27 protein-coding genes are annotated in these 22,341 nt (G+C 37.4%); 15 read left to right on the top strand and 12 right to left on the bottom strand.

Going from position 1 to position 22,341, the window contains the following annotated elements; genetic code table 11:
* Nucleotides 1-117: 117 nt before the first annotated feature.
* From FFO06_RS12955 to FFO06_RS12945, 3 genes are all read right to left on the bottom strand, one after another.
* Nucleotides 118-1,344, bottom strand: coding sequence for a S1 family peptidase (locus FFO06_RS12955; protein WP_137908416.1), 1,227 nt, complete (start codon nucleotides 1,342-1,344; stop codon nucleotides 118-120).
* A 146-nt stretch (nucleotides 1,345-1,490) separates the two neighbouring features.
* Complete coding sequence (chrA, locus tag FFO06_RS12950) at nucleotides 1,491-2,684, bottom strand: chromate efflux transporter (RefSeq protein WP_137908415.1); 1,194 nt, start codon at nucleotides 2,682-2,684, stop codon at nucleotides 1,491-1,493.
* A 114-nt stretch (nucleotides 2,685-2,798) separates the two neighbouring features.
* On the bottom strand, nucleotides 2,799-3,788 hold the full coding sequence (locus tag FFO06_RS12945; RefSeq protein WP_137908414.1) for a glycerophosphodiester phosphodiesterase: 990 nt from the start codon (nucleotides 3,786-3,788) through the stop codon (nucleotides 2,799-2,801).
* Between the two features lie 128 nt (nucleotides 3,789-3,916).
* Here FFO06_RS12945 and ligA point away from each other — a divergent pair, with 128 nt between their 5' ends.
* The 12 genes from ligA (at nucleotide 3,917) to FFO06_RS12885 (ending at nucleotide 17,247) form a co-directional block, all read left to right on the top strand.
* Nucleotides 3,917-5,962 carry an NAD-dependent DNA ligase LigA gene (ligA, locus tag FFO06_RS12940; protein ID WP_137908432.1) on the top strand — a complete coding sequence of 682 codons (2,046 nt, stop codon included), beginning with the start codon at nucleotides 3,917-3,919 and terminating at the stop codon, nucleotides 5,960-5,962.
* Between the two features lie 77 nt (nucleotides 5,963-6,039).
* Nucleotides 6,040-6,588, top strand: a complete 549-nt coding sequence (locus FFO06_RS12935) for a fasciclin domain-containing protein (RefSeq protein ID WP_137908413.1) — start codon at nucleotides 6,040-6,042, stop codon at nucleotides 6,586-6,588.
* A 183-nt stretch (nucleotides 6,589-6,771) separates the two neighbouring features.
* Nucleotides 6,772-7,068, top strand: a complete 297-nt coding sequence (rbp, locus tag FFO06_RS12930) for an RNA-binding regulator (protein WP_137908412.1) — start codon at nucleotides 6,772-6,774, stop codon at nucleotides 7,066-7,068.
* Between the two features lie 1,006 nt (nucleotides 7,069-8,074).
* Complete coding sequence (locus FFO06_RS12925) at nucleotides 8,075-9,769, top strand: alpha/beta hydrolase (RefSeq protein ID WP_137908411.1); 1,695 nt, start codon at nucleotides 8,075-8,077, stop codon at nucleotides 9,767-9,769.
* 91 nt (nucleotides 9,770-9,860) lie between these two features.
* A complete protein-coding gene (gene truB, locus FFO06_RS12920; RefSeq protein ID WP_137908410.1) occupies nucleotides 9,861-10,757 on the top strand; it encodes a tRNA pseudouridine(55) synthase TruB in 897 nt (298 codons plus the stop codon).
* Nucleotides 10,758-10,936: 179 nt separating this feature from the next.
* Nucleotides 10,937-11,953 carry a hypothetical protein gene (locus FFO06_RS12915; protein WP_236097142.1) on the top strand — a complete coding sequence of 339 codons (1,017 nt, stop codon included), beginning with the start codon at nucleotides 10,937-10,939 and terminating at the stop codon, nucleotides 11,951-11,953.
* A 25-nt stretch (nucleotides 11,954-11,978) separates the two neighbouring features.
* Nucleotides 11,979-12,395, top strand: coding sequence for a hypothetical protein (locus tag FFO06_RS12910; RefSeq protein WP_137908409.1), 417 nt, complete (start codon nucleotides 11,979-11,981; stop codon nucleotides 12,393-12,395).
* A gap of 387 nt (nucleotides 12,396-12,782) precedes the next feature.
* Nucleotides 12,783-14,213: a dihydrolipoyl dehydrogenase gene (gene lpdA, locus FFO06_RS12905; RefSeq protein WP_137908408.1), complete on the top strand. Its 1,431-nt coding sequence runs from the start codon at nucleotides 12,783-12,785 to the stop codon at nucleotides 14,211-14,213.
* 48 nt (nucleotides 14,214-14,261) lie between these two features.
* Complete coding sequence (locus FFO06_RS12900; RefSeq protein ID WP_199290849.1) at nucleotides 14,262-14,543, top strand: four helix bundle protein; 282 nt, start codon at nucleotides 14,262-14,264, stop codon at nucleotides 14,541-14,543.
* Between the two features lie 191 nt (nucleotides 14,544-14,734).
* Complete coding sequence (trpC, locus tag FFO06_RS12895; protein WP_137908407.1) at nucleotides 14,735-15,616, top strand: indole-3-glycerol phosphate synthase TrpC; 882 nt, start codon at nucleotides 14,735-14,737, stop codon at nucleotides 15,614-15,616.
* Nucleotides 15,617-15,733: 117 nt separating this feature from the next.
* Nucleotides 15,734-15,979 (top strand): DUF5340 domain-containing protein, encoded by a 246-nt coding sequence (locus FFO06_RS12890; protein WP_137908406.1) that lies wholly within the window; start codon nucleotides 15,734-15,736, stop codon nucleotides 15,977-15,979.
* A 116-nt stretch (nucleotides 15,980-16,095) separates the two neighbouring features.
* Entirely contained in the window at nucleotides 16,096-17,247 is a 1,152-nt protein-coding gene (locus FFO06_RS12885) for a pyridoxal-phosphate-dependent aminotransferase family protein (protein WP_137908405.1), read from the top strand.
* Here the strand turns inward: FFO06_RS12885 and FFO06_RS21995 are convergent.
* The 5 genes from FFO06_RS21995 to nblR form a co-directional block, all read right to left on the bottom strand.
* Nucleotides 17,198-17,422: a hypothetical protein gene (locus FFO06_RS21995; RefSeq protein ID WP_137908404.1), complete on the bottom strand. Its 225-nt coding sequence runs from the start codon at nucleotides 17,420-17,422 to the stop codon at nucleotides 17,198-17,200. The two genes, FFO06_RS12885 and FFO06_RS21995, sit on opposite strands and share 50 nt — an antisense overlap.
* 21 nt (nucleotides 17,423-17,443) lie before the next feature.
* Nucleotides 17,444-17,635: a DUF2949 domain-containing protein gene (locus FFO06_RS12875; protein ID WP_137908403.1), complete on the bottom strand. Its 192-nt coding sequence runs from the start codon at nucleotides 17,633-17,635 to the stop codon at nucleotides 17,444-17,446.
* Between the two features lie 242 nt (nucleotides 17,636-17,877).
* A complete protein-coding gene (locus FFO06_RS12870; protein ID WP_442341971.1) occupies nucleotides 17,878-18,081 on the bottom strand; it encodes a hypothetical protein in 204 nt (67 codons plus the stop codon).
* 166 nt (nucleotides 18,082-18,247) lie between these two features.
* Nucleotides 18,248-18,775 (bottom strand): DUF192 domain-containing protein, encoded by a 528-nt coding sequence (locus FFO06_RS12865; RefSeq protein WP_137908402.1) that lies wholly within the window; start codon nucleotides 18,773-18,775, stop codon nucleotides 18,248-18,250.
* A gap of 161 nt (nucleotides 18,776-18,936) precedes the next feature.
* Nucleotides 18,937-19,650, bottom strand: a complete 714-nt coding sequence (nblR, locus tag FFO06_RS12860) for a response regulator transcription factor NblR (RefSeq protein WP_137908430.1) — start codon at nucleotides 19,648-19,650, stop codon at nucleotides 18,937-18,939.
* A gap of 307 nt (nucleotides 19,651-19,957) precedes the next feature.
* Here nblR and FFO06_RS12855 point away from each other — a divergent pair, with 307 nt between their 5' ends.
* Both FFO06_RS12855 and FFO06_RS12850 read left to right on the top strand, forming a co-directional pair.
* A complete protein-coding gene (locus FFO06_RS12855; protein ID WP_137908401.1) occupies nucleotides 19,958-20,179 on the top strand; it encodes a hypothetical protein in 222 nt (73 codons plus the stop codon).
* Nucleotides 20,180-20,192: 13 nt separating this feature from the next.
* The gene (locus FFO06_RS12850) at nucleotides 20,193-20,438 is read left to right on the top strand and encodes a DUF2283 domain-containing protein (protein ID WP_137908400.1); all 246 of its coding nucleotides are present in this window, start codon (nucleotides 20,193-20,195) and stop codon (nucleotides 20,436-20,438) included.
* A gap of 125 nt (nucleotides 20,439-20,563) precedes the next feature.
* Here the strand turns inward: FFO06_RS12850 and FFO06_RS12845 are convergent, their stop codons facing one another.
* The 4 genes from FFO06_RS12845 to FFO06_RS12830 all read right to left on the bottom strand — a co-directional run bounded on the left by FFO06_RS12845 (nucleotide 20,564) and on the right by FFO06_RS12830 (nucleotide 21,948).
* Nucleotides 20,564-20,887: a helix-turn-helix domain-containing protein gene (locus FFO06_RS12845; RefSeq protein ID WP_137908399.1), complete on the bottom strand. Its 324-nt coding sequence runs from the start codon at nucleotides 20,885-20,887 to the stop codon at nucleotides 20,564-20,566.
* 4 nt (nucleotides 20,888-20,891) lie between these two features.
* A complete protein-coding gene (locus tag FFO06_RS12840) occupies nucleotides 20,892-21,269 on the bottom strand; it encodes a type II toxin-antitoxin system RelE/ParE family toxin (protein ID WP_137908398.1) in 378 nt (125 codons plus the stop codon).
* A gap of 241 nt (nucleotides 21,270-21,510) precedes the next feature.
* Nucleotides 21,511-21,720, bottom strand: a complete 210-nt coding sequence (locus FFO06_RS12835) for a hypothetical protein (protein ID WP_137908397.1) — start codon at nucleotides 21,718-21,720, stop codon at nucleotides 21,511-21,513.
* 18 nt (nucleotides 21,721-21,738) lie between these two features.
* Nucleotides 21,739-21,948, bottom strand: a complete 210-nt coding sequence (locus tag FFO06_RS12830) for a DUF1036 domain-containing protein (protein WP_137908396.1) — start codon at nucleotides 21,946-21,948, stop codon at nucleotides 21,739-21,741.
* A 184-nt stretch (nucleotides 21,949-22,132) separates the two neighbouring features.
* Here FFO06_RS12830 and FFO06_RS12825 point away from each other — a divergent pair, with 184 nt between their 5' ends.
* Nucleotides 22,133-22,336 carry a hypothetical protein gene (locus FFO06_RS12825; RefSeq protein ID WP_137908395.1) on the top strand — a complete coding sequence of 68 codons (204 nt, stop codon included), beginning with the start codon at nucleotides 22,133-22,135 and terminating at the stop codon, nucleotides 22,334-22,336.
* Nucleotides 22,337-22,341 lie beyond the last annotated feature (5 nt).

Below are 22,341 nucleotides of genomic sequence, written 5' to 3'. Positions count from 1 at the left end.
TACGATTGCAAGTATGGCTTAAATAAACAAGCTATTGTAATGGGGAAATTCTAGCAGATAAAACCAAAAAAAAACTCCTAGTATGGGTAGAATTTAATCATGGTGAGACGACAAATACTAAATCCCTAAAATCCTCAATAATTTTGAAACATCTTGATACAACTTCTTATTTCCCTGCTGTACAGATAGGTTTACTGCTGTTTTCAGGTCAGCTATAGCCCCTGGCTTATCTCCCAAGTCATAGCGGGCAATGCCTCGGACTGTGTAAGCCCTAGGGTCATTGGGATTAATCTTGATAACTTCATTAAAATCACCTATTGCTCCCTGTTTATCTCCCAATTTATACCGAGCAATGCCTCTGACTGCGTAGGCTTTGGCATCTTGAGGATTAATCCTAATAGCCTCATTGAAATCAGCCATTGCAGCCTGCGTGTTTCCGAGAGCATAGTAACTAGAACCACGATCACGATATAATAAGGCTTCAGTATAGTTAGGATCAAGGCGAATTACTTCATTATAAGCTAATATAGCCCCGCTATAGTCTTTTCTATGAAATCTATAGTCCGCTTCAACTAAATAATCATCCGCTTGTCTTATCTTACCATTCTCCACATCGGGCAGACTAATTCCCAAATTTACACCAACTCCTGCGGACCATCTAATGAATGTGTTGATGGGTATACTATAGTTTCTACCTGTTGTTCTCTCGGTCTGAAAAGAAGGATTTTCACCTTTACCGAAAATCCCTATCACTTCCCCCTGTTCATTAAAAACCGCCCCACCACTCATCCCCGGCTGTGCAGAACTTTTATGAAACAAAGTATAGCCTTCCTCTGTAATTGTCTCAGTAGCATTAGCAATAACTTGTCCGTCACGGCAATCATAAACAGGAGGTACTCTCGTCCCTCCTCTCTTGCCCGGAAAACCCGCTAGATAAATATTTGTCAGTCTTTTAACTGCATCAGAATTACCGATTTTAGCGACTGGATAATTTTGATTGCTGGTAAATTGTAAAACCGCTGAGTCCATATTATTAGTCGGCTGTTTCACGGTCTGATAATTGACTTGATAATATTGACCGTCAGGTGTGACTATTTGATATTGAGAATTAGGGTCTTTGACGACATGATAGGCAGTGAGAACCGTATAAGTATTGTTGTTACGCTGAATAATTACGCCGGAACCAGAACCATTTACCGCACCACGAATTAATACTAACACCGTGATTTTTTTCGCAATGGCATCTACTTGATTATTACTACATATTGCTGTGACTGCTTGGGGCTGAACTAAGGCTATTGATACCCCCATTAGTAACCATGGTAGTCTATAATACCATTTCATAGTGAAATTTCCTGTTAACTTGTTTGCATTGTGTAAAAGTTGTGAGTGCGAATTTCTGTTATATCCAACATTTTACACAAAATATGGTAATTTTTCACGAATCGTGACAACGACTTAGGTAGTGAACAATATAACTACATAAGTAACTACATAATCAGATAGTTATATTTAAGATAACCAATGATACCACCTCCTAAAATCAAGTAAATGCTATTAATGTGGTAGCGAATGACTAAAATTGCGGAAATAACAGCAATTCCTAAACTTAAAAAATCTATGGAATCAGTTTTAGGTGATATTAAAGTAGCTATTCCTACTTGTATTGTAGTTAGTGTCATTAAGGCTACAGCACTAACATTAACAGCATCTAAAAATGGTCTTGTCCAAGATGATTTACGAAAGGTATCCATAAAAGGATTTAAAATAGCAACAAACAAAAATGAAGGGAGAAAAATCCCCACAGTTGCTACAATTGCTCCCGGAAAACCAGCAATTATATAACCAATAAATGTTGCAGTGGAAAGCACTGGACCTGGTGTAAATTGTCCAATAGCAATACTATCTAATAACTGTTGTTGTGTTAACCAGCCATATTCTTCTACTAGTCCTCTTTGTAAAAATGCTATTAGTAAATAACCACCTCCAAAAAGGACACTACCGATTTTAAGAAAGAATAAACCCAATTTCCATAAAGATGCAGATACATGATTATTTATATTATTTGTCGCTGTACTTATTACGGTTGTCTGTAAAAATGTTTCTGCGGTTAAACCCATAATAATTAAGTTGGTTTGATTACTACTGCGTAACCAAATCATTCCTAATATTCCTCCCATTAATAATGCCACTATTTCATCAATTTTAGTAAATTGATTTATTAATCCCACAACTATAGAAATTATCAATAATTTTCGCGTTTTTACTGCTTTTTTTCCTAAACCCCAAACAGCATTAATAATAATTGCTAAAACAACCGGTTTTATTCCATAAAGTAAAGGTGGAATTTGCGGTAATGTCCCAAAACTAACATATATCCAGGCCAAGAAACCAGTAATTAAAACCGCAGGTAAAATAAAGCAAACTCCAGCGACAATTAATCCTAACCACCCTGCATAAATGTATCCTATATGAATAGCCATTTCTGTGGAATTAGGACCGGGAATTAAGTTTGTTGCACCTAATAAATCTAGAAAATGTTCTTGTGTTAACCATTGACGACGTTTCACTATTTCATCTTCTATCATGGCTATATGGGCTACTGGTCCACCAAAGCCAATTATACCCAATTTGAGAAATATTTGGGCAATTTCAGTTAAGCGATTTAATGATGATTTATTCATGGTTTTTGACTAAGGGTTAAGAATAATTAAATGCAGATAAATACAGATAAGGATGGATCAAGATGGATAAAGATGGATAAATTTTAGGATTTTGATAAGGGATAGATTCATTATTTATTTTTGATTAAGGTAGCAATATTTCTGCTTGACAGCTATATCTGGATAATCCGTAAATACACCATTTACTCCTAAATTAAAAAATATTTTATATTCTTTTTCAGGATTTCCTTGTAAGTCTAAAGGTAAGAAAAAATCTTCATTTCTAAATGTCCAAGCATGAACTTGTAAATTAGCTGCATGAGCATCTATAATTAAGGATGTTGGTGATAATAATTTACCATGAATATCTCTGGGAATTAATAAGTTTTTATGTACCCCTATTGCTTCTGCATATTCGGCAATTTCTTTTAACCCTTTTGGTGTTAATAAATCTCTATATGTACGCTGATCATTGTCTATAACAAAATCATAGGGTTTACCAATATCATTAATTAATTGTACTAATGGTAAATCTGTTTTCTGAGATAATTCTTTGAGGTTACTCACTGCAAATGATTGAATAAATACAGGTAAATTAATCCCCTGCAAATTCCATAATAAAGTTGCTTCTAATGGTAAACCAATCTCTTGAAAATAAATCGGATGTTTGGTTTCTGGATAAATACCAATATTGCGACCAATTTTTTCACTTTTATCCTTGACTAAATCAATGATTTCTGCAAAAGTGGGAATCGTAAACATTCCGTTATAAGCTGTATTGTGGGGACGAATTTGGGGAATACGTTCTTTAGCCGTTAAAGTTTTGATTTCTGCTATGGTAAGATCTTCTGTAAACCAACCTGTTTTAATTTCACTATCAATGATTTTAGTAGTTCTTAAATAAGCAAATTCAGCATGATCAACAATATCCGTAGTTTCTGATATTTCATTTTCATGACGGGCAATTAAAATACCATCTTTAGTCATTACTAAATCTGGTTCAATATAATCAGCACCTAAATCAATTGCTAACTCATAACTCTCTAAAGTATGTTCAGGACGGTAGCCACTCGCACCTCGATGAGCGATAATAATAGGAGACTGATTTGTGAAAGTTTGAATCATGGTTTTTCTCTATAATTAACGTTCTGCTACTGCTTTATTCTTCCTTCCTGTCCTTTGCGTCTTTGTGGTTCATTCATATCAGTATTCTTCCCCCGAAAAAGGAGTATAATTCTTTCATTATGAAACTTATGATCTCAACTCAACCCGAATTAAAACGTATAGAAGAATTACGATCTTTGTTACAAAAAGCTAGTTATGCTTATTATGTTTTAGATGCACCAATAATGGAAGATACAGTTTATGATCGGCTATATCGAGAATTACAAGAATTAGAAACGAAAAATCCAGAATTAATTACTCCCGATAGTCCTACCCAGCGTGTTGGAGAAAGACCTGCAACCCATTTTACCTCAGTCCGCCATAATATTCCTCTATACAGTCTGGAAAATGCTTTTAATATTGAAGAATTGCAAAATTGGGATCAACGTTGGCGGCGACATCTACCAAATCAATATAATACCGTAGAAATAGAATATGTATCTGAATTGAAAATTGATGGTGCGGCTTTGGCCTTAACTTACGAAAATGGAGTTTTAGTCAGAGGTGTAACTAGGGGAGATGGCATAATGGGTGAAGATATTACCCAAAATGTCAGAACTATCCGCTCAATTCCCCTACGTTTGAATTTTGACGGCTTGGAAAATATCGCCAAAGTGGAAGTAAGAGGAGAAGTGTTTCTACCTTTACAGGTATTTAAAGAAATTAACGAAAAAAGACAAAAAGCTGGTGAACAAGTATTTGCTAACCCGCGCAATGCTGTAGCTGGTACGCTAAGACAATTAGACTCCCGTATTGTCGCCCAACGACAGTTAGATTTTTTCGCTTATACACTACATATTACCGGGTTAGATGATTCCAGTATTGCCAATACTCAATGGGAGGCTTTGGAATTATTGCAAAAAATGGGTTTCCGCATTGATACTAATCATAAACTCTGTTATTCTATTCCTGAAGTCGCTGCATATTATCAATATTGGGATACTGAACGGCTCAACTCTCCCTATATGACTGATGGAGTTGTAGTTAAATTAAATACTTTCAAACTCCAGGAGCAATTGGGTTTTACACAGAAATTTCCCCGCTGGGCTATAGCCTTAAAATATCCCGCCGAAGAAGCCCCAACCCGTGTAGTAAAAATTACAGTTAATGTCGGCAGAACCGGCGCATTAACTCCCTTGGCGGAAATGTTACCAGTACAATTAGCGGGAACAACTGTTTCCCGTGCTACCTTGCATAATAGCGATCGCATTGAACAGTTAGATATTCGCATTGGTGACACCGTAATTGTGCGTAAAGCCGGAGAAATCATTCCCGAAGTAGTCCGAGTAATCAAAGAATTGCGTCCCCCTGACACCCAACCTTTTATTATGCCTTCCCATTGTCCCGTCTGTGGACAACTGGTAGTCAGAGAAACTGGCGAAGCTGTTACTAGATGTGTAAATGCCTCCTGTCCCGCCATTCTCAAAGGTGAAATCGAACATTGGGTAAGTCGTGACGCTTTGGATATTAAAGGTGTAGGGGAAAAACTGGTGTATCAATTAGTAGAAAAAGGTTTAATACATTCCGTGGCTGATTTATACGAGTTGACAAAAGATCAATTATGTGAATTAGAACGCATGGGAGAAAAATCAGCGGAAAAATTGATCAAAGCGATCGCCCAATCAAAAATTCAACCTTGGTCTAGGGTATTATATGGTTTAGGCATTCGTCATGTAGGTAGCGTCAACGCCCAATTATTAACCCAAAGGTTTACCACCGTCGCCGAATTAACAGCCGCCAGACAATCAGATATTGCCGGCGTTTATGGTATCGGTGCAGAAATCGCCCAATCAGTGTATCAATGGTTTCATACAGTAGCAAATCAAACTTTAATTTTCCGTCTTCAATCCATGGGGTTACAATTAGCAAACAGCCCGCAAACCAAAGCTGTGGGCGAGATTAATCAAAAATTTGCCGGGAAAATCTTTGTAATTACTGGCACATTACCAACCTTAAAAAGGGAGGAAGCAAAAGCTTTAATTCAAAAATCTGGTGGTAAAATTACTGATTCAATTAGTAAAAAAACAGATTTTTTGGTAGTAGGAGCAGAAGCCGGTTCTAAATTAGAGAAAGCGCAGAATTTGGGAATTAGCCAATTGACTGAGGCGGAGCTATTGGCAATGCTGGCAGAATAGTTGTAAACAGACACTTGTTAAATTCTGTTACAGTTCTAATAGTCAAGTGAAAGTGGCCGCAATTTGGAGTATAAACCATGAATTCCCTATTCAGTAAAACAGTTAGTATTGCCATAGCTACAACCACCCTTCTGGTCAGCGCCCCTAGCTTCGCAGAAACTAAGTCTCCTGCTAATCATACTACACCTGTTACCACTACACACACCGTAGGCACAATTGTCGAAGTTGCCAGCGCCAACAGTTCCTTGAAAACCCTAGTCACAGCTATCAAAGCTGCAGGTTTGGTAGAAACCCTCTCTGGCAAAGAACCACTCACTGTATTTGCGCCTACAGACGCAGCATTTAAAGCTTTACCAAAAGGAACTTTAGCAAAACTCCTCAAACCAGAAAACCAAGACACCTTAGTTAAAATATTAACCTATCATGTAGTTCCTGGGGCAATTACCTCTAAAGATATCAAAGCTGGTGAGGTCAAAACAGTTGAAGGTGCTGTAGTTAAGGTTCAAGTAAGAAAAGGTCGAGTTACTGTAAATAACGCCAGAGTAACAAGAGCAGACGTTAAAGCCAGTAACGGAGTGATTCATGTAATTAATAAAGTCCTACTTCCTCCCGATGTAAAATTGTAGGATTTTTGCTCAACCAAGATTCCCAAATTCTTGAGGAATGCTTGAGGAATGGGGGAATCTTTTGGTTGACAACCCATTTACAATAAAAATTAGTAATTCCAACTTTGAAACAAACCTTAATCACGGGTATTATATATTTGATTAGTAGTACAAACTGCGATTTTTGATTTCTGGAGCTATTCAATGTCAATTTATGCCGGTAATTTATCCTATAACGTTACGGAAGAAGCCCTGAAAGAGGTTTTTCAAGAGTATGGAAATGTTAAGAGAGTCCAAATACCCACAGACAGAGACACTGGTCGTGTTAGGGGCTTTGCATTTGTCGAAATGTCATCAGACGCAGAGGAACAAGCCGCAATTGCTGCTCTTGACGGCGCTGAATGGATGGGACGCGTCTTAAAAGTTAACAAAGCTAAACCCAAAGAAGAGCGTGGTGGCAGAGGAGGGGGTGGTTACGGCGGTGAACGCAACCGTTACTAAGTTTTACCACTAAAATGTTGTTAGGAAAGTTTTGGATCGTGATTTTAGATACTTGCAGATCCCCCTAACCCCCTTAACAAAAGGGGTAATTAAAGTCCGAGTCCCCCTTTCTCCGAGGGATTTAAGGGGATATGAAAATATTTGATACGCTATGAGCGACTTTTCAAACATCCCCTAAGACTCTAAAATATCATATTTTCAGGACAGGGTAAATCTCTGTCTTTTTTTTTATGAGGACTTACCCAAGAGGTAACTTCTCTCTCCTAAGAGTTTGATGGTAAATTTTGCGACTTACTAAACAACCTCTTATACATAAACATCAAAACCAGTTCACTTTCGACTTTTTCTATATTACCCGGACTAGCCACCAACAGCCAGAAGTATTTAACTATTCCTGGTACTTGGCTATTATGTAAAAATAATTTAAAAAAAAATTTATTCCATTTAGTCATTATTAATAATGCCTAAAAGTTGCCGTTGATTAGTAATTTTTCAGGAGCGTTATCCATGATATCAATAACTGGGTGTAGCTTTATTAAATTCTGGTTTGGTACTATTGCAAAAACAACTATTACTATCTTTAACTTCCACTTAAAAACAAGATCAAAAGAGAATAGATAACAGGCAATATTTTTTTTAAACTTACTTTTTTATCCCTCAATTCAGATAAAAAGTCACTTGGATTAATAGGATTTATTGGCATTATTTAAATTTTATTAATCAGTCAAAATACATAATCAATACTGATGTTGATAAATCAGTCATGTATTATGATCTTCAAAGAAATGCTGGTATTAGAACTTGAATATAAGTCCTTTTATCCCATTTCTGATTTCACTCATAAATATGCCTGAGAATCAGAATACAGCATAAATTTATCAGGGTGTCCAAATAACTACCAAAATTGAGCCGCGCTCAACAACATCACCATAAAAGTTAAGCGATCAATATGTTTGGTAATTGTGGCAAGAACCTGAGAACAAATTTCCTATTACTGATTTTATCAATGTTGCTGCCAACATTGGGAATAAGTAACTCTGCAATGGCAGCAGCACAAATTCATGCAGCTTATTCAGCATTAGAGATTTCTATCCCCATTAGTGTTTTAGAAAACTATGCTAAACATGGTATTGTTAATACAAACTTTGCCCAATATTATCAATATATTCCTACAAGTACACTACAAGAATTAAGGAAAATTTTAATTCAATCAGTCAAAATTAGTCCTGCTGTAGCTTCTCAATTTCTCGACACTCAACAGGGTAAATTTATCTTAAAAAGGTTGACAGAATTAATTAAAACTAAATCCCATTCTCCAGAATCAGAATTTCAGAATTTACGCACAGCTTTAATTTCCGCTGCTGCTGAACCAGAAGGATTAAATTTATTAAATTTATTACGTAAATATCCTCAAGATAGTATTAGTATTGATGTGGTTTATGGTTGGAGAATTGCTAGGGAATTAGAGCAAATGATCAGCGCAACTCAAAAAGCGATCGCTACATTAACACAAGTATCAAATTCAGAAGCAGCGACCATTTCCCTAGAGAATTTATCTAAATTACCGCAGCAGCCAAATTTCCCAATTCAAAAACAAACATTAAAGTTATTCGACTCATTACGTAATCGGCATTTATCCACTGATATCTATATTCCTAATACCCAAAATTCTGCCCCTGTAATTGTCATTTCTCACGGTTTAGGTTTAAACAGTAGTAACTTTCGTTATTTAGGAAAATACCTAGCTAATTATGGTTTTGCTGTCGTCATTCCCAATCATCCAAGTAGTTATGAAGAAAAAGTAAAATCCTTAATAAATAGTAATCAAGTCATACAAGCTCATGAATTTAAAGATAGACCTTTAGATATAAAATATATTTTAGATCAATTGGAATCAGATTCACAATTTCAGAAGCGGCTTAATTTCCAACAAGTAGGAGTATTTGGCCAATCTTTAGGAGGTTATACTGCATTAGCTTTAGCTGGAGCAAAAATTAACTTTCAACAACTAGAAAAAGACTGTGATTTAAACAAATTAAGAAATACCTGGAATATGTCCTTACTCTTGCAATGTCGGGCTTTAGAATTACCAAATCAATCGGAAAAAGAATATGATTTACAAGATAAAAGAGTCAAAGCTGCTATCGCTGTTAATCCTATTACCAGTTCCATTTTTGGACAAGTCGGTTTCAGCAAAATTCACACCCCAATTATGATTATTGGTAGTAGTGAAGATACTGTTGCCCCTGCTTTATATGAGCAGATTTTGCCTTTTTCTTGGCTTACTTATCCCCACAAATATTTAGTCATGCTACTTGGTGCTACTCATTTTTCTACCATTGGTAATAGTAACCTTGAGAGTACACAAATAGCATTACCTAAAGATATGGTAGGTGATGCTTCTCAAGCCCGTCGTTATATGAATGCTTTAAGTTTACCTTTCTTTCAAACTTATGTAGCTAAAAAACCAGAATATATTTCCTATCTTAACGCCGCTTATTTTCAGACTATTTCTAGTCAGTCCCTTGGTTTAAATCTTGTTCAGTCCCTTGATCATATTAAATTAGCGCCAGTTTTAGATAATCACTTCCATAAAAACCAAATTCGTAAAAAAAAACTTTCTCATATCATAGTCCGCTTTGGATTTTGGATACTGGGTATTGGTGTTTCCTTACTTCACTTATTGATATTTTCCTCCTAATTCAGATTCCCAACTTCTTTAAGGAGTCGGATATCTTATTCTTGACAATTTGTGTAAAAATACAAAGACATCAAATCTTAAATCTAAAATTGTGCAAGGTTTTCTTAATTTAAACAAACCATTTGACTGGACTTCTCATGACTGTGTAGCCAAAGTGCGAAAACTGCTGAAAATGAAACGAGTAGGACACGCAGGAACTTTAGACCCCGCAGCTACTGGAGTATTACCTATAGCTTTGGGTAAAGCCACAAGATTGTTACAATATTTACCAGGAGAAAAAGCCTATCAAGCCACTATTCGTCTAGGTGTACAGACTACTACTGATGATTTACAAGGTGAAATTATTACCTCCAAACCTTGTCCCGGCTTGGATTTAGAAAATGTAAAAACTGCACTTTCCCAGTTTATTGGTAAAATAGAGCAAATTCCCCCTAATTATAGCGCCATTCAAGTTGATGGCAAACGCCTGTATGATTTAGCACGTAAAGGGGAAATGGTCGCAGTTCCAGTGCGAACAGTAGAAATTTCTCAAATTCAGGTATTAGACTGGCGAGACAGTGATTTCCCAGAATTAGATATAGCTATATCTTGCGGTGCGGGAACTTATATTCGGGCGATCGCTCGTGATTTGGGTAGTATATTAAGCATAGGTGGTACTCTATCCGCCCTCATGCGTACAGAAAGCAGCGGTTTTCAAATCCCAGACAGTCTCACATTCACAGATTTAGAAAACCAACTACAAACAGGTAGATTTCAACCTCTAGCCCCAGACGCACCATTACAACATTTAGCATTTGTAACTTTACCAACAGTATCAGCTAAAAAATGGTGTCAAGGTCAAAAAATTGCCCTCAATCTTGATATTCCCGACTTTGTGCGGGTTTACGAAACAGAAAACAATTTTTTAGGAATCGGAAAATTACAAGATGACTTATTAATTCCCCAAATGGTATTTTCTGATCTGACAATTCCCTCTCTACAATTATAAAATCTTTAACCAAACTTTATTAAACCATTAAGTTTGTAAACTCTTCCGCAAGATTTCCTGATCAATTTACTTTTCGCCCTGATATTTCCAACCTAAATGGTATTTTATTGGTGATTTGTTTCGCATAGCAGTCTTATTTTCATACTGAAAAGCGAAATATAATTCTCAGGAGTAAGAGTTTGCAGAAAGCCATAATTTTATTTATGATGGTGCGAAGGCAACTGTTGCAGTTTAAGGGTATAACACTCTTCAGTTGTATTTGTTTCGCCAATTTTATTTCAGTTAATCTTGCATTGGCAGCAGATAATATAGTTGCTAAAAAACAGGGTAGTGAATTAATCACTAATAAATTTCCTGATCACAAAGAAGTGACAGTGAAAAAAGCAGAATCTACTTTTGAAAAACAACCACAGATAACTGCTCAAACAGATCCTTCTGTACCTAATAATAGCACTCCAATTGATGCTGATAAATTACGGCAGGATTTATTAATTCAACCTGTTTTCAAAGTAGTTCCCAAAAAACGGACTTACCAACCTTCACTTACTTTTGCTACTCCCAGCGCCTTCGGGGCTACTTGGGGTGACGTGTTTTTTGGAGGATCAGGAGCAACCACCGGTAAAGCTAGAAATCAACCAGACGGGAGTTTGAGTATGGGTTTTGGCTTAGGAGATGCCCGGCAAATTGGTTTAGAGCTTGGCTACAATATTGGTAGTATCAAAAATTTTGGGTACAACGGCACATTTGACCTCAAAGCTAACCACATTGTCTATGCTCAAGGTAATACTCAAATAGCTGCTGCGGCCGGCTGGAAGTCCTTTGCCCAGCACGTTAAGAGGGAAACAGTTAGACCTTCCAGTGGCTATGGTGTAGTTACAACTTACTCCCTATTGAAGCCTAATGATCCAGTCAATCAAATGCCTATCTCCTTTTCTTTAGGAGCCGGTGGTGGCGATTTCCGAAAAGACCCTGCTACTACTGGAGTATTTACTGGAGTAGGCCTACAAGTTCACCCCCAAGTAGGTATCGGTATGGGTTGGAGTGGAGTTGGTTTCAACATTGGTGCTTCCTTCGTTCCTATCCCTACCATTCCCATGATCATTAATGCCGTGGGTGCAGACCTGACAGATAATAGTCTAGGCGGTACAGTATTCGTTCTAAGTGTAGGCTATGGTTTCAATTTCTTACCTAAATAAACACTTCAATTCTGAGAAAATTCCCATGTTAAAAATCAGAACCTTGATTCTAGTCCTCAGTCTCACACCCCTTTTGTCGCTCAATTGGCAGCTACCAAGCCAAGCCCAAAAATCATCTAGTTTAGGTACAGGAGGCAGTCGAAGTGGTGGTGGCACAACTGGCAGCAGTGTTACTCCTTATTCCAATCCTAATCTTTCTAATCCTTCTATTTTACTTCCACCTCAAGCGCAGGTTTCCCCAGAATCAGTAGCGGCACTCACAAATGCCTTACTTGAGTTGAATACACCAGGATCTGTAAACACTGCTAAAGTGAACATTGCTATTCAAGCCTATAATGACATTATCCAACAAAGCAGTCCAGAAACTCTGCAAGCACTCTCACAAAATAAAGATTTCCTAGACACTGGTGCAATGCTCAAGGGATTAGCGCGTAACCTCTAAGCAGCTAATCGCTAACTTTCAGATACTTCAAACCTCATAGCTATTTAGAAAAATAACGGGGAGACAAAAAGAGCCTCTTCGTTATTTTTTCAATTTGAGAAAGTTCTTTGACACTTATTGATGAGTTGTGTGTATTATTAATTACAGTAAGTTAAGAAGATACTAAGTATAGCCAGAAAGAATAAAAATATGATATCGTCATGAAAGCATATTTAACCTATCTCCGATACTGTACTTCATAACAACGGGAAGTGCTGCATCTTTATCATGACAGTTACAAAATGTACTCTACCAAAACTTGTTCTAGAAAGACGGGTTTATGAACCCAAATTTTTGATAAAAAAGTTAACTTAAGAGAAAATAGGCCAAGAAAACGGGGAAACAAAAGTGAGTCCTGGATTTGATTACGATTTAGTGATTATCGGCGCTGGTGTAGGTGGACATGGTGCTGCCTTACACGGTATCAGTTGCGGTCAGAAAACGGCAATTATTGAAGCTGGGGATATGGGAGGCACTTGTGTAAACAGGGGTTGTATCCCTTCTAAGGCATTGCTGGCGGCTTCAGGAAAAGTGAGAGAATTACGTAACGCTCATCACCTCAAGTCATTGGGAATACAAATTGGTAGTGTTGAGTTTGAACGAGAAGCGATCGCTAATCATGCTAACAATCTCGTCTCTAAAATTCAAGGAGACTTAACCAACAGTCTCAAACGCTTGGGAGTTGATATTATCCGGGGTTGGGGTAAGGTAGCAGGTACACAAAAAGTCACCATTGCCACAGATAAAGGTGAGAAAACCATCACCGCCCAAAATATCATCCTTTCCCCCGGTTCTGTCCCCTTTGTTCCCCCTGGAATTGAAGTAGACGGGAAAACAGTCTTTACCAGCGACCAAGGCGTTAAATTAGAAACTCTCCCCAAATGGGTGGCGATTATTGGTAGTGGTTACATTGGGTTAGAATTTTCTGATGTTTACTCAGCTTTGGGTTGTGAAATTACCTTAATTGAAGCCCTAAATGAGTTAATGCCGGGATTTGACCGGGATATTGCTAAACTGGCAGAACGGGTCTTAATTAACCCCCGCGATATTGAAACCAAAGTCGGTATTTACGCCAAAAAAGTCATACCGGGTTCACCAGTAATCATTGAATTGGCTAACTTTGAAACTAAAGAAGATTTAGAAGTTCTCGAAGTTGATGCTTGTTTAGTCGCTACAGGCCGTGTTCCCGCTACCCAAAATCTTGGTCTAGAATCCGTTGGTGTTGACCTTGACCGCCGTAATTTTATTCCTGTTAATGATAATATGGCCGTATTAGCCAACGGGGAAGTTGTCCCACACCTCTGGGCTATTGGTGATGCTACCGGGAAAATGATGTTAGCTCATGCGGCATCGGCTCAAGGTATCATTGCTGTAGAAAATATTATGGGTCGTCAGAAAACTGTTGACTATCGCAGCATTCCCGCCGCTGCCTTTACTCACCCAGAAATTAGTTATGTGGGCTTGACAGAAACCGCCGCCCATGCTTTGGGTTTAAATGAAGGTTTTGAAGTTGCCACCACCAAGAGTTATTTTAAAGGTAATTCTAAAGCATTGGCGGAAAATGATACTGACGGCATGACAAAGGTGATTTATCGCAAAGATACTGGCGAGGTTTTAGGTGTACATATCTTTGGTCCCCACGCCTCAGATTTAATTCACGAAGCCGCAGCCGCTGTTGCTAATCGTCAATCTATCCAAACTTTGGCCTACCTAGTTCACGCCCACCCTACCCTTTCAGAAGTCCTAGATGAAGCTTATAAACGGGCGTTAGTTAGTTAATCGTTAGTTAATTAATCGTTAGTCAGTTGTCAATTGTCAATTGAATAAATGGCGAAATCCAACTTCGAGAATTTGCAAGTTTACCAATTAGCAGAAAAACTAGCTGATGATATTTGGAACATTGTTCTTCATTGGGAGGAATTTCCTAAAGCAACAATTGGTAAGCAAATAGTACGTTCTGTTGATAGTATTGGCGCAAATATTGCAGAAGGTTTTGGTAGGTATAACTTTCAGGATAATCGCCGTTTCGTCAGAATAGCGAGAGGTTCTTTAAATGAAACTAGACATTGGTTAAGACGGGCTTATAAACGAAATCTGTTAACAAATTAAGAAGTAAATAGGCTTAAACCAATTATTGAAGAACTTTCTCCTAAGTTAAACCCTTATCTTAACTCCATTGGCAATCTTTCAGGAAAAAAATCTGACAACTGACAACTGACAACGGACAACTAACAAGTAACAACTAACAAGTAACAACTGACAAGTAACAACCAACAACTGACAAGTAACAACCAACTAATATGCAAATTCGTCGTCGTTCACCTAGCCCCGTTATCAATATTTCTATAATCCAATATAAATCCGCTATAGAGGGTGCAGCACCAAATAATATTTTAGAAGAAATTGTTTGGTATAAAGAAACAGAAGTTGAAAAAATGCGGGAAAAGCTCCCTTTACGGGAATTGCAAACACAAGCCCTAGCTGCACCACCAACTCGTGATTTTGTCGCTGCTTTGCGTTATGGTAAAACTAATCCCGCTTTAATCGCCGAAATCAAAAAGGCTTCTCCGAGTAAAGGAGTATTGAGGACAGATTTTGACCCAGTAGCTATTGCTCAATCTTATCAAATAGGTGGCGCTAGTTGTCTTTCGGTGCTGACAGATGTTAAATTTTTCCAAGGTAGTTTTGAAAATCTGTCTTTAGTCCGTTCTACAGTGGATTTACCCCTACTATGTAAGGATTTTATTATCTATCCCTACCAAATGTATTGGGCGAGAATTAATGGCGCAGATGCAGTTTTATTAATAGCAGCAATTCTCAATGATCAAGATATACAATACTTTATTAAAATTGCTAATAACTTGAAAATGGCAGCTTTAATAGAAGTGCATAATTTAGAAGAATTAGATCGGGTTTTAGCTTTAGATGGTGTTTCTTTAATCGGAATTAATAATCGTAATTTAGAGGATTTTACTGTTGATTTACAAACAACTTCTGAATTAATGACAGCTAGAGGTGAGCAATTACAAGCAAAAAATATTCTGGTCGTCAGTGAATCAGGATTGCATCATCCAGAGGATTTAAATGTAGTTAAAACAGCAGGTGTATCCGCTGTACTAATTGGTGAATCATTAGTGAAACAACCAGATCCTCAAGTAGCAATTGTGAATCTGTTTGCTTAATTACAGACCATGATCTGCAATTATTTATTTTCTGTGTAACAACTAGTTAAGGATTAGCTAAACTTTGACTAAAAGAAAATTAAAAAATCCCTAAATTGCAACTTCACAATAAACTACATGGAGCCAATTCCTTTACCCTCTCCTATCCATTACGAACTGATACTTCAACTTTTGGAAAAGCAAACCATGACTTCTTTAGGTCAAAATCAAGACCTTCGCAATCAAGTCAATCAACTGATTATTACCATGCGAAAAGCTGCATCCCAACAAAAACGGTTAGAAGAAATTTTTCAGTCTTCCTCTATGGTGATTGATCACCGTTGGTCTATCAATCATTTTGCAGATAAAGTTGATTGCTCCTGAAGGTTTTTAACTACTATCCCTATAAAAGGATTCTAGTAGATTTTTTTTGTGTTTTTATCCCCTTTAAGGGTTAATTTGGATCGTATTGAAATTTTCAACTAGGACATAACACACAGATGGATAATAAATTGATGCTGATGATTCCAGGACCGACTCCAGTTCCAGAAGCAGCTTTACTAGCATTAGCCAAACACCCCATTGGCCACCGTAGCGGTGAATTTAGTAGTATGATGGGGGAGGTGACAGAAAACCTTAAATGGCTACATCAAACTACAAGTGATGTATTAATGTTAAATGTCAGTGGTACTGGTGCTGTAGAAGCGGGGATAATTAATTTCCTTTCCCCAGGCGATCGCATTTTAGTTGGTTCTAATGGTAAATTTGGTGAACGTTGGGTAGAAGTCGGTCAAGCTTTTGGTTTAAATGTGGAAACTGTCAGCGCAGAATGGGGACAACCTTTAGACCCAGACCAATTTGCAGCTAAACTACAAGCAGACACCAACAAGGAAATTAAAGCTGTAATTATTACCCACAGTGAAACCTCCACCGGGGTGATTAATGATTTAGAAACTATTAACCGCCACGTTAAAGAACATGGACAGGCCCTAATTATTGTTGATGCTGTCACCAGTTTAGGCGCTTACAACGTACCTGTAGACGCTTGGGGTTTAGATGTAGTCGCTTCCGGCTCTCAAAAAGGTTATATGATTCCTCCTGGTTTAGGATTTGTTTCCGTCAGTCCCAAAGCCTGGGAAGCTTACAAAACCGCAAAATTACCTAAATATTATTTAGATTTAGGTAAATATCGCAAAGCCACCGCCAAAAATACCACCCCCTTTACTCCCCCGGTTAACTTAATAGTAGCCCTACACACCACCCTGGGAATGATGAAAAAGGAAGGATTGGAATCCATCTTTACCCGTCATGAACGCCAAAAAAATGCCACCCGTGCGGCTATAAAAGCCTTAAATTTATCTTTGTTTGCGGCCGACGAATGTGCTAGTCCGGCCATTACCGCTGTAGCCACTCCAGGCATCGAAAGCGATAAAATTCGCTCTTTGATGAAAAAACGGTTTGATATCGCTCTAGCAGGTGGACAAGACCATCTGAGTAATAAAATTTTCCGCATTGGTCACTTGGGTTTTGTCAGCGATCGTGATATCCTTAGCTGTATCGCTTCCCTAGAGGTTGTCCTCCCGCAAGTTGGTCATGAAAACTTCACCCCCGGTGCCGGTATAGCAGCAGCAGCGCAAGTTTTTGGTCAATAGTCATTAGGCTGGTACTGGTACTGGGTAATGGGTAATGGGTAATGGGTAATGGGTAATGGGTAATGGGTAATGGGTAATGGGTAATGGGTAATGGGTAATGGGTAATGGGTAATGGGTAATGGGTAATGGGTAATGGGTAATGGGTAATTGTTCTCTCTGAACTGTTACCTTTCACCTGTTACCTGTGACCTCTTCCTTATGCTGTTTCCAGCCAATCATAAATTTGTTCTAACTGTTCTAGAGTAATTAAACCATATTGCCAAAGAGTCATTGTTAAAGAACCAGGATCTTGATCACGGTTACGCAATGCTACAGCCAGGGAAGCAGAGGAAATTGCTAAATCTTCCTGGAGAAAATTAATCAGCCGAGAATATCTTGATATTACCATTTGTATCTCACATGGGGGAAATGTATAATTATAGATTGTTTATCTATTTTGCGGGTATTATGTAGCCAGTATTTTATTTGTCACCCTGCTGCAAGTAGATCAACATTGTTAGGTTATATAGAAGGAAAATATTGCATTCTTCTCCATAACCATTTTTTAAAGTTTTATATCAAAAGAGAGATTTTTGCTACTTATATCTAATGTGGTAATTTTAACTAGGAAAACCTAAAATTTGATCTTATTTAGGCTAATGCTAATCCACAAACTGACACGGTAGAACTTACCGCCATTTCCGAATAATCCGGGACAAAAATCCCTTCAAACCATCGTTCTATCTTTTTTACTGCATTTAAGTCTCCGTCTTCTGTGTGTCCACACTCAGGACATAGATAAATGCGGTTTTCTAATGGCATTTTGCCAGGATGATTGCCGCGATTATAACATATCTGTGAACTAACAGTAATTTACATTCACGTCCTGCATGGTGATAGAGTAATGGAGGTATAAAATTGGAAAATTAAAAATCTCTTTTCCTTTGCGCCTTGGTGCGAAACATAACTCATAGGTCATTATGTAACGCCAGAAACGCTATAATCAGCAATTAAATACTGTTTACTGAGAGGTTCCAGGACTAACGAAATCAATTTTGATATGATCTCCTCTTTTTAATTTTAATTCTGCTGCTCGTCCTGACCTGAGTTCAATTACTTGATTGATAGGTACAGGAGGACCATAAGTAGGACAAGGCTCTCCATTACAAGGAGGAGCAGATTTTTGTATATACTCAACTACACCTTTTTTGATAAAGACCATATCTAAAGCCACGGGGACATTTTTCATCCAAAATCTTACTGGTTGTGATGACGGAAAAACAAACAGCATTCCTCGGTTATCTGCTAAAGTTGGTCTATACATTAAACCCATCATTTGCTGTTCCGGTGTTTCTGCTACTTCCAACTCAATTTTTACATCTTTAGGGAAAGTCGCAATTGCTGAAATTGGCAGATTTTGACCAGCATTTACTGGTATTTGGGCTTGAGATTCTGATATCACAGGAGGAGATTTAGCTGTGGTGGGTGGTGAACAGCCCGTTAGTAAAATACTAAGTAATACTGAAAATAAACTGAGCCAATGAATCATAATTGATATACGGAAGAGGGAATGGGTAATTAGTAATTAATTATTGACAGTTGACAATTAGTTTATTTACTGCAATTTAGATTCTAACTATCCTACTTAATTTCTGCCAAATCGCCCACAAATTTAGATTTTATTTGTGATTATTTCTCGGTTTATGGATTTTAGGAGTCTCTGAGTACGTAACCTACACCGCGTACAGTTTGAATCAGGCGTTTTTTACCCTCTTCTTCAATTTTGAGGCGAAGATAACGAATATAGACCTCAATCACATTAGATTCACCCATAAAGTCGTAACCCCAAACATTCTCTAAAATTTGTTCGCGGCTTAATACTTCGCGGGGATGTTCCATTAAGAACTTTAATAGTTCAAATTCCTTCATGGTTAAGTCAATAGCTTTGCTATTGTAAATAGCGCGACGCGTTCCTATATCCAAAACCAAATCTCCAAAGCGCAATTGCTCTATATTCTCAAGATCCGGTTTAAGATACAGATGAATCAGCTTGAGAAAATCTTCCGAACGGTAAGGCTTCAGAATATAATCATTAGCACCAGCGTCTAAACAAGCTATCCGATCATCTATTGTATCTCTGGCCATTAAAATCAGTACAGGAGAACGATTACCCATATTTCTGAGATTTTTACATAAAGATAATCCAGATTCTCCAATCAGCATCCGGTCTATAACAATTAAAGCTGGTTGGTTAAGGCTTTGACCGCCACAGGTATCGCCGCAGTATTCTAATCCATTGACTGCATCATGAGTTACAATTGCATCATAACCAGCTTCTTGTAAATCAAAAGCTAACTGATTAGCTAGAGTTTCATCTGGTTCAATCACCAAAACAAAAACAGAGGAATTGTGAATAGCTATCATTTGCTGGGAATTGTTAATCAATATGAGTTATAAGCTGTTACTGTGCTACTGGCATTTCACACAATACTAACTCAAGTTACCAATTTTCTGGTGACATCTCTAGAGAAAGTTTCCCAACGCAATTAAAACAATAATAATTTTAGTGAAGTGCTGTCATACATATAGATGTTTTGTAAATAGAGAGACTAGACAAGCACTACAAAATCTTTTACAGTGCATTTTGGGTTGATAGATAATCCTGTCATTAAAAGAGCGATCGCAGTATGTAAATTTTATCAAACCAATTCGTTTTACTAAACACGCTTTATTGCAATGCTTAGAGCGTGGTACAAATGAGATAGAAGTCACTGAAGCAATTCTTAATGGTAGTCACAAGCAAGCCAAACAAGGCAGACTTGAATATCGTTACGACTTTCAGTTTAATGGAGAATGGCAAGGGCGCTCCTATTCTATTAAACGAGTTTCACCAATTATTGCCGAAAGTGAGATGGAGATTGTAGTAATTACTGTATATACATTTTATTTTTGAGGAAAGTAATGCTATGAAAATTAGTTATGATCAAGAAACTGATTCACTTTATATTCGCCTAGTTGATGGAGATCATGAATGTCGTACTTTACGATTAAGTGATGAAATAGCACTAAACATTGGTGCTGGTGAAGTTTTAGTTGGTGTGGAAATTCTTGATGCCAAAGAGGTGCTTGGATCGGGTCAATTACCGGAAATTGTTCTAGAGAATATCCCATTTCAGATTGTATCAACGGCAGCTTGCAACCAGAGGAACTAGATTCCCGACTTCTCAAAGAAGTCGGGGATCTGAATACTAGGATCGCCCAAAATCATCCTCTTATCGAAAAGAGCGATGGCAGTGATATCGCCATAACCGAAGTATATTGAGTTTGGAAATAATTATTAGACTACAATTATCTGAGCAAACTTGCGATTTTCAGGTTTAGGTTTAACTGTAATCTCTACATCACTACCTAACTTGTTTAGATAGTCCATCAACCTATCAGTTGAGAAGCCACTTAATCTACCTCTAATTAGTAGAGAAACTTTTGGTTGATCTATGCCTAGAATTTCGGCTGCTTGAACTTGTGTTAAATTTAGATTAGTAATGATTTCACTGATTTTACGGACTAACTCAGCTTTCAATAATCTTTCTTCAGGATTAGATAAACCTAAGTCAGCAAATACATTTCCGCTACTAACCTCAACTTGATTTTCTTCTGGCATTTTTTTACTCCATTTTTTCGGTAGTTTGTTGTAAATAATTTTCTTGAGCGATTTTCAATCTTTTTTTAACTAATTCTATATCTTGTTTTGGTGTAGCAATACCATGTTTTGATTTCTTTTGAAAGGAATGTAGTAAGTAGATAACACCCTCAAATTTAACAGTATAAATTGCCCTATATGTATCCCCATCCAAATCATCTACAATTTCTAAAACACCTGCTCCAGAGAACCCGCGTAGAGGTTTTGCATCAGGGTGTTTTTGTCCATGTTGTGCCAAATCAAGAGCGTAACCCATGACATCCTGTACATCTTCAGGAAACTTCTTTAAATCATTAAGGGCGCTTGCAATCCATCTGAGAGGCTTTTCTTGTTTTTCATTCATGTAATGTTAAGTATGCTAAAACTAGCATATTATGTCAATAAGTAATTATATGGTATTAAATATAATTTTGTTAAAATAGATACCCGACTCCTCTAAGAAGTCAGAGATCTGAATACTAAGATAGGATCGCCCATAATCATCATGTTATGAAAAAGCGATCGCAAACCGCAACATAGGAATCGCCTAAAATCATCCTCTTATCAAAAGAGCTTATTAATTTTATTAACAGTTTGGGAGAGCCTTAATCAGTTAGCTCAAAAGAGTTATCATCTTCAGTTGTAACTGGAATTGAACGAAATCCCGCCATACCACGATTAGTAACTCTGCAGCGATTAGGATTCTCAGAATCTCCAATTCGATAATTCTTTTGTTGTTGATAATAAATTATACATCTTAAACTTGAACCTGTAGTAATTTCACCTCCAGAAACAGTTTGTGCATGAATGAGCATCTTTTTATTACTAACTGATCAATAATAAACTGTAGCGCAGTTATTAGAGTCTATTAAAAACCAACCTTCAGTAAACCATCGATTATCTTGTTTGTAAGAAACAGCAGTACAAGCGGTTTCACTGCCTTGATTACACACTTTAAAATCAGCTTTTGCTTCTTGAGATTTAGCTAATAAAAATCCCACAGCTAAAAGCGGGATGGTGAACACAGAAAGCAACTTACTCATGATGAATTCTCCCTAGAAATAATCAAAAATCAAATTTGCACAAAAAGAGTTATTGTGTATAGCGGTGTATAGCGATCGCTACTCCAGAGTTATGTTGAGTTAGTGCTATTCCTGCGGAGCGCAACGCTTACGCTCTTTAAAATTAACCTTTCACCGATAGTATTTTTACTCACAAAAAAAATCAATGTGTATCCCCGCAGATAAATGTACTTTAGTAATAGCAAATGATGGAGCTATTTTAGCATCTACTTATAGACCCAAAAAAGGCGGCTATGGTACTAAAATCATGGATACTATAGCCAACGAACTTCTAGATGGTGTATGGGAAATATCAGTTTTACCGAATGGAGAAGTGCGAGTTACACTAAGTTGGCATTTACCTAACTGAACAAC

The organism is Dolichospermum planctonicum (assembly GCF_005402965.1).
GTDB classification, from domain to species: Bacteria; Cyanobacteriota; Cyanobacteriia; order Cyanobacteriales; family Nostocaceae; genus Dolichospermum; species Dolichospermum planctonicum.
This window is presented reverse-complemented; position numbering and strand designations above follow the sequence as displayed.

Coding starts and splice junctions, on each gene's coding strand:
- FFO06_RS12845 (WP_137908399.1), bottom strand. CDS start 20,887: ATGCCAGAAGAAAATCAAGTTGAGGTTAGTAGCGGAAATGTATTTGCT.
- FFO06_RS12925 (WP_137908411.1), top strand. CDS start 8,075: ATGTTGCTGCCAACATTGGGAATAAGTAACTCTGCAATGGCAGCAGCA.
- FFO06_RS12835 (WP_137908397.1), bottom strand. CDS start 21,720: ATGCTCATTCATGCACAAACTGTTTCTGGAGGTGAAATTACTACAGGT.
- rbp (WP_137908412.1), top strand. CDS start 6,772: ATGTCAATTTATGCCGGTAATTTATCCTATAACGTTACGGAAGAAGCC.
- FFO06_RS12955 (WP_137908416.1), bottom strand. CDS start 1,344: ATGAAATGGTATTATAGACTACCATGGTTACTAATGGGGGTATCAATA.
- FFO06_RS12935 (WP_137908413.1), top strand. CDS start 6,040: ATGAATTCCCTATTCAGTAAAACAGTTAGTATTGCCATAGCTACAACC.
- ligA (WP_137908432.1), top strand. CDS start 3,917: ATGATCTCAACTCAACCCGAATTAAAACGTATAGAAGAATTACGATCT.
- FFO06_RS12910 (WP_137908409.1), top strand. CDS start 11,979: ATGTTAAAAATCAGAACCTTGATTCTAGTCCTCAGTCTCACACCCCTT.
- FFO06_RS12890 (WP_137908406.1), top strand. CDS start 15,734: ATGGAGCCAATTCCTTTACCCTCTCCTATCCATTACGAACTGATACTT.
- FFO06_RS12840 (WP_137908398.1), bottom strand. CDS start 21,269: ATGAATGAAAAACAAGAAAAGCCTCTCAGATGGATTGCAAGCGCCCTT.
- FFO06_RS12850 (WP_137908400.1), top strand. CDS start 20,193: ATGAAAATTAGTTATGATCAAGAAACTGATTCACTTTATATTCGCCTA.
- FFO06_RS12875 (WP_137908403.1), bottom strand. CDS start 17,635: ATGGTAATATCAAGATATTCTCGGCTGATTAATTTTCTCCAGGAAGAT.
- FFO06_RS12830 (WP_137908396.1), bottom strand. CDS start 21,948: ATGAGTAAGTTGCTTTCTGTGTTCACCATCCCGCTTTTAGCTGTGGGA.
- FFO06_RS12865 (WP_137908402.1), bottom strand. CDS start 18,775: ATGATTCATTGGCTCAGTTTATTTTCAGTATTACTTAGTATTTTACTA.
- trpC (WP_137908407.1), top strand. CDS start 14,735: ATGCAAATTCGTCGTCGTTCACCTAGCCCCGTTATCAATATTTCTATA.
- FFO06_RS12900 (WP_199290849.1), top strand. CDS start 14,262: ATGGCGAAATCCAACTTCGAGAATTTGCAAGTTTACCAATTAGCAGAA.
- FFO06_RS12945 (WP_137908414.1), bottom strand. CDS start 3,788: ATGATTCAAACTTTCACAAATCAGTCTCCTATTATTATCGCTCATCGA.
- FFO06_RS12885 (WP_137908405.1), top strand. CDS start 16,096: ATGGATAATAAATTGATGCTGATGATTCCAGGACCGACTCCAGTTCCA.
- chrA (WP_137908415.1), bottom strand. CDS start 2,684: ATGAATAAATCATCATTAAATCGCTTAACTGAAATTGCCCAAATATTT.
- nblR (WP_137908430.1), bottom strand. CDS start 19,650: ATGATAGCTATTCACAATTCCTCTGTTTTTGTTTTGGTGATTGAACCA.
- FFO06_RS12825 (WP_137908395.1), top strand. CDS start 22,133: ATGTGTATCCCCGCAGATAAATGTACTTTAGTAATAGCAAATGATGGA.